The organism is Actinocrispum sp. NPDC049592 (genome assembly GCF_040675465.1).
Taxonomy (GTDB): domain Bacteria; phylum Actinomycetota; class Actinomycetes; order Mycobacteriales; family Pseudonocardiaceae; genus Kibdelosporangium.
The window spans coordinates 1-13,972 of record NZ_JBFAPA010000007.1 but is presented as its reverse complement, the minus strand read 5'-3'; the positions used below and the strand labels follow the sequence as shown (position 1 = coordinate 13,972).

Here is a 13,972-nt window from a genome sequence, read left to right as displayed (position 1 = left end):
ACCAGCCAGCTAGGCGAGGCGGCGTCGGACCGGGACCAAGGGCGGAGAAGGAAGTAATGAGCAACGACATCGTCATCACCGGACTGGGCGCGACCACACCGCTCGGCGGCGACGTCGCGTCCACATGGGACGCGATGCTGGCTGGTCGCAGCGGTGTGTCCACTTTGGACGCACAGTGGGTGGCCGACTTCGATCTGCCCACCCGGATCGCCGCCACCCTCGCCGTCGACCCGACCGAGGTGCTGCCCCGGGTAGAGGCCCGCAGGCTGGACCGCTGCGAGCAGGTCGCGGTCATCGCGTCGCGGGAGGCGTGGAAGGACTCGGGGCTCGACGAGGGCGCCGTGGACCCCGAGCGGCTCGCGGTGATCATCGGCACCGGCATCGGCGGCGCGTCCACCCTGCTCAACCAGGACGACCTGCTGGAGGGTCCCGGGCTGCGCAAGGTCTCACCGCTGACCGTCCCGATGCTGATGCCCAACGGGCCGGCGGCGCACGTCGGCATCGAACTGAAGGCCCGCGCCGGGGTGCACGCCCCGGTGTCCGCCTGCGCGTCCGGCGCCGAGGCGATCGCCTGGGCGTACCGGATGCTCAAGTCGGGCGAGGCGGACGTGGTCGTGGCCGGTGGCGCGGAGGCCGCGATCGCCGGCATCACCATGGCCGGGTTCTGCCAGGCGCGCACCATGAGCACGCGCAACGACGAGCCGGACAAGGCCTCCCGCCCGTTCGACATCCACCGGGACGGCTTCGTGCTGGGCGAGGGCGCCGGGATCCTGGTGCTGGAACTGGAGGAGCACGCCAGGGCGCGCGGCGCGAAGATCTACGCGCGGCTCGCGGGCGTGGGCACCAGCTCCGACGGCTACCACATCACCGCGCCGGACCCGGAGGGTTCCGGCCAGGCCAGGGCGATCAGCACCGCGCTGCGCACCGGCGGCATCGACCCCGCCGACGTCGGGCACGTCAACTGCCACGCGACGTCCACTGTGGTCGGTGACGTCACCGAGACCATCGCGATCCGCAAGGCGATCGGCGAGCACCCGGTGCTGACCGCGCCCAAGGGCGCGCTCGGTCACACGCTCGGCGCCGCGGGCGCGATCGAGGCGCTGGTCACCGTTCTGTCCATTCAGGACAGTGTGGTGCCCGCGACGCTCAACCTGGAAACCGTCGACCCCGGTGTCTCCCAGGAGGTCGTGGCCGGGCAGCCCCGCAAGATGGACCTGAAGGCCGCCGTGAACGACTCGTTCGGGTTCGGCGGGCACAACGTCGCACTGGCCTTCACCTCCGCCTGACGAGTTCGCACGCATGTGCGATTTCCCGGAAATCGCACGAGAGTTCCGACAAAACATCGCTCCCCTTGCTGGCCATTGCCAACAAGGGGAGTCTCGGTGTGAATACCGTCGGTGTAAGTTCCGGGACTATGCGAACCCGTCTGGTCTCGTTAAGCCTGCTGTCGGTGCTGTCGCTCGTGGCGGCCTGTGGGTCGTCGGGGACATCCGCCCCGCCCTCCGCCGCGGCGGCGAACAAGAAGGTCGCCATCGTGATCGCGCAGGGCGGCCTCGGCGACGAGTCGTACAACGACCTCGCCATGTCCGGATTCAAAGCGGCGAACCAGGAGAAGGGGCTCGAGGGGCAGACCATCGAGTCGGCCGACGTGGTCGCGCAGGGCGAACCGCTGCTGCGCCGGGCCGGCACCTCGGGCGTCGGGCTGGTGATCGACCTGGAATTCTCGCACGGCGAGATCCTGCCTGCCATCGCGCAGGCCTACCCGCAGGTCAGCTGGGTGTTCCTGAACAACAAGATCAACGGTTCGAACATCGCGTCGGTGCTGTTCAACGAGCACGACTCGTCCTACCTCGCCGGTGCGCTGGCGGCGTTGATGACCACCCAGACCGGTAACCCGAAGATCAACGCGGACAAGAAGATCGGCGTGATCGGCGGCACCAAGTCGGTCGGCATCGACAAGTTCCTGTCCGGCTACATCCAGGGCGCGCACGAAGCCGACCCCAGCGTCGAGGTGCTCACCGCGTACAGCAACTCCTTCGGTGACCCGAACAAGGGCCAGCAGCTGGCCGACACCATGTTCCAGCAGGGCGCGGACATCGTGTACTCGGTGGCGGGCGGGACCGGCGCGGGCGTGATCCAGTCGGCGAAGAAGAACAACCACTACGCCATCGGCGTCGACGACAACCAGGACAAGCTGGCTCCCGGGTTCGTGCTGACCAGCGTGCTCAAGCGGACCGATCTGGCCGTGCGCAAGGTGATCGAGCTGTACGCAGACGGCAAGTTCCCCGGCGGCACGACGATCACGCTCGGCCTGGCCGAGGGCGGCGTGGGCCTGACCGACTTCGAGTTCACCCGCAAGGAGATCCCCGAGGCGATCCAGGCCAAGGTGGCCGACCTGAAGCAGAAGATCATCTCGGGTCAGCTGAAGGTGTGGAACGTGATCGACCAGGGTTATCCGTCCTGGCTGACGGGATGACGATCCGGCTGGGGGCGCGGGAGGTCTCGCGGGCATTCGGTGCCGTTCGGGCGAACTCCCGCGTCACCCTTTCGGTCGCGGCCGGAACGGTGCATGCCGTCGTCGGGGAGAACGGCGCCGGCAAAACCACATTAATGCGGATTCTTTACGGCCTGGATCAGCCCGACTCCGGCACCGTGGTGATCGATTCCACCCCGGTCCGGCTGCGCGGCCCGGCGGACGGGATCGCCCGGGGAATCGGGCTGGTGCAACAGGAACTGGCGATGATCCGGTCGCTTTCCCTGCTGGAGAACCTCGTGCTCGGCTCGGAGCCGCGCAAGGGCCTGCGGATCGACTGGACCGAGGCCCGGAAATCCGCGGACGAACTGGCCTCCACGGCCGGTGTCGAGGTGCCGTGGGATTGTCTGGCGGCCGATGTTTCGGTGAGCGTGCGCCAGCAGGTGGAGATCTTGCGGGCGCTCCGGCGGGGTGCCGACGTTCTTATTCTGGACGAGCCGACCGCCGCTCTCGCGCCCGCTCAGGTGACCGAGCTGTTGCGGTTGTTGCGCGGCCTGCGGGACGCGGGCCGGACCGTTGTTTTCATCAGCCACAAACTCGACGAAGTTCTGGCCGTGGCGGACGTCATCACCGTTCTGCGGCACGGCGAAGTCGTCGACACCCGCCCCGCCACCGGGTTTTCCCGGGACGAGCTGGTGACTTCGGTGGTCGGTGAGCATGTCGGGTCCGGCGAGTTCCCGTCTTCCGCCGAGATCGGCGATCCGGTGCTGGCCGTCGACGACCTGGCCGGGATTTCGCTGACCGTTCATTCCGGGGAGATCGTCGGTATCGCCGGCGTGGCCGGCAACGGCCAGGAGGAACTCGTCGAGCGAATCGTCGGCCTGCGCCCCGCGCCCGGCCGGATTTCCCTGTCCGGCAAGGACATCTCCGGTTTCTCGGTGGCTCGCCGCCGGGCCGCGGGGCTCGGTTACGTTTCCGGTGACCGGCACACCGAAGGCCTGGCGCTCGATGCCTCGCTGACCGACAACACAATCGCCGGAACCCATCGCACGCTCGGGAACTTCGGCTGGCTGTCCCCGGCGCGCGTTCGCAGTCAGGTCGAACGGATCCTCACCGGCTATTCGGTGCGCCACGGAAAGACTTCGGCGCCGGTGCGGACATTGTCCGGCGGCAACCAGCAACGCCTGATCATCGGCCGGGAACTCGACCGCAAGCCGCCACTCCTGGTAGCCGCCGGTCCCACCCGAGGGGTGGATGTCCTCGGTGAGTCGTACATCCACACCCGGTTGAGGGAACTTCGCGATCACGGGTCCGGCATCCTGCTGGTCTCCGAACAACTCGATGAGCTGTTGTCGTTGAGCGACCGGGTGATCGTGCTGCACCGCGGCGAGGTCGCCGGTGAGGTGCCCGGTGGCCCGGAAAGCCGCGCCGCGGTCGGCGACCTGATGCTCGGACGGCGTCCATGACCGAGATCCGGCTGCAGGTCAAGCCGGTGCTGCGCGCGGTGGTGCCGTTCGTCATCGCGTTGGTGCTCGGCGGGTTCGTGCTGCTCGCGACCGGGCACAACCCGTTCGACTTCTACCAGCTGCTGGTCCGGGAGGCGTTCGGCGGCACCGACCGGATCGCATCCACGCTGTCCTCCGCGACTCCCCTGCTGTTCACTGGCCTGGCCACGGCGATCGCGTTCCGCGCGGGCGTGTTCAACGTCGGTGTCGAGGGCGGCTTCATCATGGGCGGCCTGGTCACCGCGACCGTGGCCGCGAAAATGCCTGGCCCGCTGGCGATTCCGGTGGCGATGCTGGCCGGAGCGGCCGCGGGTGTCGCGGTCAGCGCGGTTCCCGGCTGGTTGAAGGCGCGCTGGAACGTCGACGAGGTGGTGACCACGTTGATGTTCAACTTCGTGGTCACCGGGCTGACCGGCTGGCTGGTGACCTCGTTCCTGCAGGCCAGGGGCGTCGCGAACTCGGCGACACCGCTGATCCCGCAACCGAACTGGCTGCCCGACCTGCTGCCGCCCTACGCATTGACCTCCGGTGTCCTCATTGGACTGATCCTGACCGGCGGGTATGCCGCGTGGATCCGGTTGTCGATGCTCGGCTACGAGCTGCGCCAGACCGGCCTCAACGCGCGATTCGCCGCGGCACAAGGAATCAACACCAGTCGTGTGATCATCGTGTCGATGCTGCTTTCCGGCGCGATCGCCGGGCTCGGCGGCGCCACCCACGCCCTGGGCATCGTGCACCGGTTCGTCGACGGCTTTTCGCCTGGTTACGGCTTTACCGGCATCGCCGTGGCGCTGATCGGGCGCAACAGCGCGATCGGCGTCGTGGTCGGCGCGATCCTGTTCGGCGCGCTGGCCTCGGCGGGCACCACCGCCCAGCTGTTCAGCGACATCCCGCTGGACATCGTGGATGTGTTGTCCGGCACGGTGATGATCTTCGCGGTGATCCGGTTGTGGAGGCAGCGGTGATCCAGGGCCTGCTGCATTCCTCGTTGCTGCTGTGGACGCCCTTGGTGCTGGCCGCGCTCGGTGGCCTGCTGCACCGCGTCAGCGGCGTGGTGAACATCGGTCTGGAAGGACAGATGCTCGGCGGCGCGCTGATCGGCGCGATCGTGTCGCAGCAGGGCTGGTTCCTCGGCACGCTCGCGGCCGGGGCGACGGGCGGACTGTTGGGGTTGTTGATGTCGTTGTGCATCACGAGGCTGGGCGCCAACGAGATCATCGCCGGTCTCGGGTTCACCATCGTCATCAGCGGCCTGATCGGCTACCTGCTGCGCAGCGTCTTCGACGTGTCGGGAACGCTGCGGGTCAACGGCCTGGACCCGCTGCCGGAGATCCTCGGCATGGATCCGTTGTTCTGGCTGGCCATCGTGCTGATCCCGGCGATCACGTGGGCACTCCGGCACACCGCTGCGGGACTGCGGCTGCGCGCGACCGGCGACGGGTTCGACGCGGCGGGCGCGCTCGGCCTGCCGGTGAACCGGATCCGGGACACCGCCGGGGTTCTCGCCGGCGTGCTGGCCGGAATGGCCGGGGCACACCTGGTTCTGGGCCAGGTCGGCCTTTTCAACGAGGACATGGTGGCCGGGCGCGGATTCATCGCGCTGGCCGCGTTCTATTTCGGCAGATCCCGGCCTTGGGCCACCGCGCTGGCCTGCCTGCTGTTCGCGGTGTTCGACGCCGGCCAGGCCAGGCTGCAGACCGAAGGAGTGCCCGCCCAGCTCATCCAGACGCTGCCGTATGTTGTGGTTGTCGTGGTTTTGACGGCTACCGCCGTTCGCGATTCTCGGGGAAAGGCTCGAAGGGCAGGCTGACGAACAATGGCCAATGACAGCGCGGCCAACGACACCGCGTTAATCGTGATCGACGTGCTCGAAGCGTTCTTCGAGCCGGGCAGGCCGGCCTACTACCCGGACTCGGTCAACGCCCTCGACCCGATCAAGTCGCTGCTGACCCGGGCCCGTGACCAGGAACGACTGGTCGTGCACGCGGTCGAGCGGCACCGGCCGGGCCTCGCCGACTTCGAGCACCGCAAGATCCCGGTGCACTGTGAGATCGGCGACGACCAGTCCCCGTATGTGGCCGGGTTCGAGCCCATCGACTCGCCGCGGGAGGTCGAGCTGCCCAAGCGCCGGTACTCCGCGTTCTACGGCACCGACCTTGACCTGCTGCTGCGTGAACAGGGCGTGCGAAGCCTGGTCTTCGCCGGGGTGAAGACGAACGTGTGCGTGCGGGCGACGATCCAGGACGCCTTCGCGGCGGGCTATGAGATCCTCTTGGCCAGGGAAGCCACCAACTCGAACCGCCCGCACCTCGCCGAGGCCTCGCTGGAGGACATCGACCGGTACTTCGGTTCGGTGGTTTCGGTCGAGCAGGCATGGGAGCGACTGTGAGCAGCCGGGTCGCGGTGGTCGGATACGCCAGCATGGATCACTCGATGGAGTGTGACGAGTTCCGTGCGGCCTCCGGCACCACACTGATCAAACGACGTCTGTCCGACCCCTGGCCGGGCATCGGCGGGATCGCGCACACCGCGCGTGGCCTGGCCGCAGCCGGGCACCAGGTGCACGCGATCACGTGGGTCGGGTCGGACGAGCCAGGCAAGGAGTACATCGAACGGCTCGGCTCGTACGGCGTCGACGTCACGGGTGTCTCCACAGACAGCGTGCGCACACCGTCGTGTTTTCTGTTCTACGGGCCTGACGGCGAGACAGTGGTCGTCTATGACCCGGGCGACCGGGCCGCGGGCAACCTCACCGAGCTGCAGCGCGAGATCGTGGCCGACTGCGACTGGGTCTGCCTGATGGTCGGCCCCCGCCCCGCCAACGTCGAGATTCTCGACATGCTGACCGACGGCCAGCAGCTGGCCTGGGGGGTGAAGGGCGACCCGGACGCCTACTCCCCCGGCGTCGTGCACCGGATTTTGTCGCGAGCGAGTGTGGTCAGCTTCAGCGCCCGCGAGCGGGTGTTCCTCGACCGCATCGTCGCCCCGCGCACGCTGCTCGAACGCACCCGCCCGGACGCGCTGCTGGCCGAGACGCACGGCCCCGCCGGGGTCCGGATCTGGCGCGGCGACCTACACGACATGGTGCCGTGCACGGAGATCGACGCGGTGGACACGACCGGCGCGGGTGACATGTTCTTCGCCGGCATGGTGGCCAGCCTGCTGGAACACCCGACCGAGACCCGGCAGGCGGCGGAGCGCGGGGTCGCCGCGGCGACCGGGCTGCTGCTCGAGCGGCTGCCGTCGAATGCCTGACCGCGCCTGGTTCCTGCGGTGTTCCGCGGACGAGGTCGCGGACCGGGCCGTGCTGGTCGGTGACCGTGGCCGGGTCGAGAAGGCCGCCACACTGCTAACAGACCCCGTCGTGCTCAACCAGGACCGTGGGCTCACCGCGGTCACCGGCACATACGGCGGTAAACCGGTGACTGTGGCGGCGTTCGGGATGGGTGCGCCGATCGCCGGGGTCGTCCTGCACGAACTGGCCATGCTCGGCGTGCGGACGTTCCTGCGGCTGGGCACGGTGCTCGGCGTCGGCGGCACACCATTGGGTGACTTCGTGCTGGCGGAAGGCGGTGTGCGGCACGAGTCGACCTCTGGCACATATCTGCCAATGGCCTACCCGGCGATCCCGGACCACGAGCTGAACACCGCGCTGCGGTCGGTGCTCGCCGGCGGGACACGATCATGGACCGCCGGGCTGATCGCCTCCTACGACGGCTTCTACACCGAGATGTTCGCCGCCGAACCGGCGCGAGCCGACGAGACGCGGGCCCGGATGGAAGAACTGGGCCGGTACGGGGTGCGTGCGGTCGACATGGAGACGTCCGCCGTGCTCGTGGTGGCCCGGGCGGTCGGGGCGCGGGCGGCGTCGCTGTGCCTGGCCAGTGTGGACGGTCTCACCCAGCAGAAGCTCGGCGAAGGCCGCGCCGAGGCCGAGCTCGCGCTGCTGGAGACGGGTCTGACCGCGCTTCAGGAGGTCTGAGTCCCGCACTTCTCGTGCCGGGGCGAGCGGCTCTCCGCGCCGCTGTCGATCCGCCAGCTACCGTCCTCTTTGACCACCGGCAGCACGATGCTCCAGTCGATGCAGTCGGACGGCAGCTCCTGCGGCGCGTCGGTCACCTTCTGCGTGCTGGTGAAGGTCACGAGCACGCTCAGGCCCCGCTGCGTCGCGGTGATGCGGTACACGACGATGTTGCCGTCCTTGGTGGACGCGTAGTCCGAGTTCCACTTCTCCTCGGGCAGATCCGATGCCCGGGCGCGGGTGACGGCACTGCGCCACACCGCGTACTTCTTGTCGTTGATGCCGTCGAAGTAGTTCTGCAGCATCTGCGAGATCTCGGCGTACTGCGGGTGGCTGCCCGCGTCCGAGGTCGCCGCGACCTGCCGCGGCCCGGGCGGTTTCGGTTTGCTGGTGCTGGGCGGTGTGCTGCCGCCCGGCGTCGTCGTGGGGGTCGTGAGGATCACCGGCTGGCTGGGCTGCGCCTCAGCGCGCGACCGGTAGAACTCCCGGGCCGCGAAGGCGCCCGCCGCCGTGAGCACGGCGACACCCAGCAGGACCACCCATAACCTCGGCGATCGCGAAGCGGAGATCGGTTGCACCATTCGAGAGTGCCATGGATCCGTCGACGCTGTTCAGTCGACCCCGCTCAGCCGGCGCGTTGTTCATCCCACCCGGTGCAGCCAGGTCACCGGAGCGCCGTCGCCGGCCCGGCGGAACGGCTCCAGCGCCTCGTCCCAGGACGAACCCAGCAGCTCGTCCACCTTGTGCACGAACGACTCGCCGCCCCGGCTGGCCGCGGCGACCGCGCGCAGCTGGTCCTCGGAGACCACGATGTCGCCGTTGGCCGACGTGCGGGCACGCCAGAGGCCCAGACCGGGCGCGAAGCAGAACCGCTCACCGTCGACGCCCGGGCTTGGTTCCTCGGTGACCTCGAACCGGAGCATCGGCCAGGCGCGCAACGCGGCCGCGAGCTTGCCGCCCGTGCCGGCCTCACCGGTCCACGAGCATTCGGACCGCAGCTGACCAGTGGCCGCCGGCTGGGCGGTCCACTTCAGCTCGGCCCGGACACCGAGGGTGCCCGAAATCGCCCACTCGACGTGCGGACAAACCGCAGACGGCGACGAGTGGACGTACACCACGCCACGGGTGCTGCCACTTGTGCTCACTGCTGACCTCCGCTACTCGACGAGGAGACGTCTTCCCCTACGACCTCGCGAAAGCGTGTGGTCCACCGTGTGTACAAGTCGTACCCGGCGCCTATTGTGCCTCCTCACCGTGCAATTTCGCCACACGAACGATCAGAAGACACACCAGTCACTCGATCGAGGCCCGAATTCACGGCGTGTCGCGCTTGGCGTGTCTTACCGTGCGGGCAATTTTGCCGACGGGCGGACTACCACGATGCGCTCGCGGCCACTACTGCCGTCCCGGTCGCCGAGTACCGGCTATGACGGCAGTACCGTGGTGCGTCCTGGCGAGGGGAGGTGCGGCCGTGCGCATGGTGCGGCTCGGGGACGAGACGTCCGCGGTCGGTGCCGACGTCCGCGCCGCGCTCGCCTCGTGGGGCCGCGGCGAACAGGTGGCCGGCGGGATCGCCCTGCTCGGCTGCACGCCGCCGGACTGCCCGGAGGCCGTGGACGCGATCCTGGTGCTGCCGCGCGGGCTGGTCGTGATCGTCGGCGTGGACCTGCCGGACCCGGCGATGCGGATGGACGCCCCGGTCGGCGGGCAGTGGAAGATCGACGGCTGGCCGCTGGTGCGTGAGGACGGCGCGGTCAACCCGGCCACCGAGGCCCTGGCGGCCGCTGGTGCCGTGGCGCGGCTGCTGCAGGCCAAGCGGGTGGAGCCGATGCCGATCGGCACGGTGATCGCCGTCGGGCCGTATGTCGCCCGCGTCAGCCAGCCCAGCAACGACCTCGCCCGCGGTATCCGCATCCTGCATCCCGAGCCGTCCACTTTGCTCACGGCGACCCGTGAGCTCGCCGTGTACGAGCGCCGGTGCCCGGCCAACCGCGCGAACGACGTGCTCGCCGCGCTGGCGCCGGACCTGCCGCCGTTGCGCGTCGAAGAACTGCTGGCCGAGGGCTTCGACGCCGTCTCCACCACCGGCCTGGCGGCGGCCAGCACGATGCTGATCCCCCGGGTGCCCGCCGCCCGCGAACCGTCGGCGGCGCCACGGACCACGCCCAAGAAGTACGGCTGGCTGCCGATCGGCGCCGCCGCGCTGGTCGGCGCACTGCTGCTGACCGGGATCGTGGCCGCCGTGCTCGCCTCGGGCGGTTCGTCCAGTTCTGCCCCCAGCGGCGCGCCGGTGCCGGTCGTGCAGCAGAGTTCGGCGGCCGTGGACGGCATCCAGTACATGTCGAAGGGATCGGCGAAGGACACGGAGTGTGCCCAACGGACCGTCGGCGACATGCAGGCGTGGCTGCAGGCGCACAAGTGCGTCCAATTGGTCCGGACCCGATACGAAACGACCGCGGCCAAAGCACCGGTTGCCGTACTGGTAGCGGATCTCACCTTCCCGGACGCCGTTACCGCGGGGCAATTCCGGAAGCTGGCCGATACCACGGGTGTCGGCAGTGTCAACGATCTGTCAGCGGATGGCACACCTTGGCCGGATGGCCGCAAGCCAATCTTCGACTCGGCGGCCTACAAAACCAGCCAAGCCGATTTGCGGGTCCGGATTGTGCAGGCGGTCTGGATGGACAAGCCCTCGGCGGCCCAAGACCCGCTCTTGGTCACATCCGCCGACCGGGCACTGAAGCTGCCCGCGTCATGACGCCGCCAGCGGAGTCGCTTCCGGCCGAACTGCTCGACTTGCCGAGTTTTCTGTTGTTGCAGGTGGTCCGGGATGCCCGCCGGATCGGGATCGGGGTGCACGGACCGACATTGCGCGCACCGCACCTGACCGTGCTGGCCGGGCTGACCGAGTTCGGCCCCGCGTCCCAGAAAGAGATCAGCTCCAGACTCCGGATCGACCCGAGTGATCTGGTCTCGGTTCTGGACGACTTGCAGGAACGGGGCATGATCAACCGGGTCCGTGACGAAACCGACCGGCGCCGGTATGTGGTGACGATCAGGCCGCCCGGACGCAAAGCACTCGAGGTCCGGCTGGCGCAGCTGCGCGAATTGAACGAGGCGTTGCTGGCGCCGCTGAGCGCGGCGGAACGGTCGGTACTTCACGAACTGCTGGCCAGGGTGCATACCTACCATCAAGCGAACCCGACGTAGCTCAGCGCGACGAGTTGACGCATTCGCCCTGCTATTAGATGCCTCCGGCGTCACGGTTGCGCCCGAACAGTCGATCCATCCGGTAACCCAATGTGCTAGATGGCTCGGGCAATCGGCGCGGGCCGGCCCCGGTGCTACCACCGCCGTAGGAAAACCGATGCCGCAGGTCACGCCGGGTGGCCCGGAAATCGGACAGGTAATATTTCGGATGCGGTTTATTTCCCCGGGTACTTCGTGGCTATCATTACTCCAGGGCTGGGGCACAAGACCGAATCTCACCACACGGAGGAACCGTGGCACAGAAGACCGTCGTCGAGTTGGTCGACGACCTGGATGGCGGAATCGCGGACGAGACCGTCGCCTTCACGCTGGACGGCGTGGAGTTCCAGATCGACCTCTCGGCGCAGAACGCCGCCCGGCTGCGCGACTCGCTCGCCGATTATGTCGCGCACGCCCGGCGAATCGGGGGCCGCAAGACGCGGATCGCCCCCGGCGGGGACACCTCGAAGAAGTCCAGCGAGGAGCAGGCGCAGAACCAGGCGATCCGCGAGTGGGCCAGGGCGCAGGGCAAGACCGTGGCCGAGCGCGGCCGGCTGCCGCACGCGCTGGTGGTCGAGTTCAAGGACGCCCACGGGGGCTGACGATGGTTCTGCCATGTCCGGTACGGCACGGGGCGGCCGTACCGGCCGGGCGATCAGTTGAAAACGTTCTGTCACCACCCTCGTCGCCATCGGTAGCAAGCGGTGGCCGGGTTGTCGCGTGCCGTGATTTCGGTTATTGACATCGGCCACCGCTATGCCTTTGGTTTATGGGAGCAAAAGTCCCGAGGGGAGGCGGCCGGGTGGGTGCCACACAGTTCCTGGAAAGACCGGGCGGCCGGCTGGCCTACGAGGTACGAGGTCAGGGGCCGCTCGTCATCTGCTCCCCCGGTCTGGGCGACCTGCGCAGCACCTTCGATGACCTCGTCGAGCCGCTCGTCGCCGCCGGTTTCACCGTCGCCATCACCGATCTGAGGGGCCACGGCGAGTCCTCGGCGCACTGGCCGTCCTACACCGAGACGGATGTGGCGTCCGACCTGCTCGGCCTGGCCGAGACCCTGGACGCGGGCCCAGCAGTGCTGCTCGGTAACAGCTACAGTGCCGCCGCGGCTGTCATCGCGGCCGCCAACGAACCCAGCCTCGTTGCCGGCCTGGTGCTGACTGGGCCGTTCGTCCGGGACCAGCCCGCCAGCCTGGTGAGCGCGTTCGGCCGGTGGCTGATCACCCGCCGGTGGATCGGCCGCCGGGTGTGGAACGGCTACTGGGCCCGGCTGTTCGGCCCGCAGAAGCCCGCGGACCTCGCGCGCAGACGCCGTTTGCTGGCCGCCAACCTCGCCGAGCCGGGCCGTTTCGACGCGGTGCGGGCGATGCTGCGCAGCGGGCACCACACCGCCGATCAGGCCCTGCCAGACGTCACCTGCCCGACGCTGGTGGTGATGGGCGACGCGGACCCCGACTTCTCGAACCCGGAGAACGAGGCGCGGTACGCGGCCGAACGGATAGGCGGCCCGGCCGAAGTGCTGATCGTGCGCGGAGCGGGCCACTACCCGCACGCGGAGTGCCCCGACTGCGTGGCCGCCACCGCGGTCCGGTTCCTGCAGACACTGTGCTTCAACTCCCCCACCACACCCTGACCCTGGTCGTTAATGACCAACCATTGGGTGAGGTTTGTTGGGGATTGTTGACGGCGGGGTGGGCGGGGGCTTAGGTGCGGGGTATGAGGTTGTCCCGTCGGAATCTGATGGTGGCGGGGGCCGGCGCGTTGGTCGCCGGTGTTCCGCTTGCCGTCCCTGCATCAGCGACGGTCGCGGCCGCCGCGGTGGACTATCCGGGCGCCGAGTGGGTGCCCGCGAGCACGTCCAACTTCACGGTGTCGAACCGGCCTTCGAGTTATCCGGTGAATGTCGTGGTGATCCACGTGACCCAGGAGTTCTACGGGGACGCGATCGCGATCTTCCAGGACCCGAACCGGAAAGTGTCGTCCCACTACCTGGTGCGCTCGGGCGATGGCCACATCGCCCAGTTGGTGCGCGAGAAGAACATCGGCTGGCACGCCGGCAACTGGGACTACAACACCCGCAGTATCGGAATCGAGCACGAGGGCTGGATCGACCAGCCCCAGTGGTTCACCGACCAGCTGTACGCCGCCTCCGCGGCTCTCACCAAAGCGGTCTGCAACCGCTACCGCATCCCCAAGGACCGATCGCACATCATCGGCCACATCGAAGTCCCCGGCTCGACCCACACCGATCCGGGCCCGTACTGGGACTGGACGAAGTACATGCGCCTGGTGAACAACTAGCCGGACAGTCCCGCCCGAACAGTCCTGTATGGATGGACACAGTGGACCGTGCGCGTGAGGCCGTTGTGCCGCAACGGAGTGCGGACCGGCCACAGTGGTCTGTCCACAAGGTCCGGAAACATGAATGAGGGCCTCGCGTAAAACTCAGCGAGGCCCTCATCAAACGTAAGCTACGGCGGTGTCCTACTCTCCCACACCCTACCGAGTGCAGTACCATCGGCGCTGGAAAGCTTAGCTTCCGGGTTCGGAATGGGACCGGGCGTTTCCTCTCCGCTAAAACCACCGTAACACTATGAAACACTCCAAACAGCTGTGACCAGCGGTTTGGTGTTTCAGAACCGTACAGTGGATGCGTAACACCTTTGTAGACAAGTCCTCGGCCTATTAGTACCAGTCAACTCCACACATTACTGCGCTTCCATC

Annotated in this window: 15 protein-coding genes and 1 rRNA gene; 13 read left to right on the top strand and 3 right to left on the bottom strand. The window is 68.2% G+C overall.

Annotated features, from left to right (window positions below):
• The first annotated feature begins 56 nt into the window (after window positions 1-56).
• From AB0J95_RS19015 to AB0J95_RS18980, 8 genes are all read left to right on the top strand, one after another.
• Window positions 57-1,286, top strand: a complete 1,230-nt coding sequence (locus AB0J95_RS19015) for a beta-ketoacyl-[acyl-carrier-protein] synthase family protein (protein ID WP_364758888.1) — start codon at window positions 57-59, stop codon at window positions 1,284-1,286.
• Window positions 1,287-1,414: 128 nt separating this feature from the next.
• Window positions 1,415-2,476: a BMP family ABC transporter substrate-binding protein gene (locus AB0J95_RS19010; protein ID WP_364758885.1), complete on the top strand. Its 1,062-nt coding sequence runs from the start codon at window positions 1,415-1,417 to the stop codon at window positions 2,474-2,476.
• Window positions 2,473-3,939 carry an ABC transporter ATP-binding protein gene (locus AB0J95_RS19005; protein WP_364758882.1) on the top strand — a complete coding sequence of 489 codons (1,467 nt, stop codon included), beginning with the start codon at window positions 2,473-2,475 and terminating at the stop codon, window positions 3,937-3,939. The genes AB0J95_RS19010 and AB0J95_RS19005 overlap by 4 nt, the downstream gene beginning before the upstream one ends.
• Window positions 3,936-4,943 carry an ABC transporter permease gene (locus tag AB0J95_RS19000; RefSeq protein ID WP_364758879.1) on the top strand — a complete coding sequence of 336 codons (1,008 nt, stop codon included), beginning with the start codon at window positions 3,936-3,938 and terminating at the stop codon, window positions 4,941-4,943. The genes AB0J95_RS19005 and AB0J95_RS19000 overlap by 4 nt, the downstream gene beginning before the upstream one ends.
• A complete protein-coding gene (locus AB0J95_RS18995) occupies window positions 4,940-5,788 on the top strand; it encodes an ABC transporter permease (RefSeq protein ID WP_364758876.1) in 849 nt (282 codons plus the stop codon). Before AB0J95_RS19000 ends, AB0J95_RS18995 begins: the two co-directional genes overlap by 4 nt.
• A gap of 6 nt (window positions 5,789-5,794) precedes the next feature.
• On the top strand, window positions 5,795-6,367 hold the full coding sequence (locus tag AB0J95_RS18990; protein WP_364758873.1) for an isochorismatase family cysteine hydrolase: 573 nt from the start codon (window positions 5,795-5,797) through the stop codon (window positions 6,365-6,367).
• A complete protein-coding gene (locus AB0J95_RS18985; protein ID WP_364758870.1) occupies window positions 6,364-7,233 on the top strand; it encodes a carbohydrate kinase family protein in 870 nt (289 codons plus the stop codon). The genes AB0J95_RS18990 and AB0J95_RS18985 overlap by 4 nt, the downstream gene beginning before the upstream one ends.
• Window positions 7,226-7,960, top strand: coding sequence for a hypothetical protein (locus AB0J95_RS18980; protein ID WP_364758867.1), 735 nt, complete (start codon window positions 7,226-7,228; stop codon window positions 7,958-7,960). The genes AB0J95_RS18985 and AB0J95_RS18980 overlap by 8 nt, the downstream gene beginning before the upstream one ends.
• Here the strand turns inward: AB0J95_RS18980 and AB0J95_RS18975 are convergent.
• Window positions 7,948-8,538: a hypothetical protein gene (locus AB0J95_RS18975; RefSeq protein WP_364758865.1), complete on the bottom strand. Its 591-nt coding sequence runs from the start codon at window positions 8,536-8,538 to the stop codon at window positions 7,948-7,950. The genes AB0J95_RS18980 and AB0J95_RS18975 overlap by 13 nt on opposite strands.
• 102 nt (window positions 8,539-8,640) lie before the next feature.
• On the bottom strand, window positions 8,641-9,144 hold the full coding sequence (locus tag AB0J95_RS18970) for a DUF3145 domain-containing protein (protein ID WP_364758862.1): 504 nt from the start codon (window positions 9,142-9,144) through the stop codon (window positions 8,641-8,643).
• A 332-nt stretch (window positions 9,145-9,476) separates the two neighbouring features.
• Between AB0J95_RS18970 and AB0J95_RS18965 the strand changes: the two genes are divergently transcribed.
• From AB0J95_RS18965 to AB0J95_RS18945, 5 genes are all read left to right on the top strand, one after another.
• Window positions 9,477-10,757, top strand: a complete 1,281-nt coding sequence (locus tag AB0J95_RS18965) for a hypothetical protein (protein ID WP_364759947.1) — start codon at window positions 9,477-9,479, stop codon at window positions 10,755-10,757.
• A complete protein-coding gene (locus tag AB0J95_RS18960) occupies window positions 10,754-11,209 on the top strand; it encodes a MarR family transcriptional regulator (protein WP_364758860.1) in 456 nt (151 codons plus the stop codon). The genes AB0J95_RS18965 and AB0J95_RS18960 overlap by 4 nt, the downstream gene beginning before the upstream one ends.
• Window positions 11,210-11,502: 293 nt before the next feature.
• A complete protein-coding gene (locus tag AB0J95_RS18955) occupies window positions 11,503-11,850 on the top strand; it encodes an Lsr2 family protein (protein WP_364758857.1) in 348 nt (115 codons plus the stop codon).
• A 200-nt stretch (window positions 11,851-12,050) separates the two neighbouring features.
• Complete coding sequence (locus AB0J95_RS18950; RefSeq protein WP_364758854.1) at window positions 12,051-12,881, top strand: alpha/beta hydrolase; 831 nt, start codon at window positions 12,051-12,053, stop codon at window positions 12,879-12,881.
• An 83-nt stretch (window positions 12,882-12,964) separates the two neighbouring features.
• Window positions 12,965-13,549 carry an N-acetylmuramoyl-L-alanine amidase gene (locus tag AB0J95_RS18945; protein ID WP_364758851.1) on the top strand — a complete coding sequence of 195 codons (585 nt, stop codon included), beginning with the start codon at window positions 12,965-12,967 and terminating at the stop codon, window positions 13,547-13,549.
• Window positions 13,550-13,719: 170 nt separating this feature from the next.
• Here AB0J95_RS18945 and rrf read toward each other — a convergent pair.
• Window positions 13,720-13,836: ribosomal RNA gene (gene rrf, locus AB0J95_RS18940) — 5S ribosomal RNA — on the bottom strand.
• Between the last annotated feature and the right edge of the window lie 136 nt (window positions 13,837-13,972).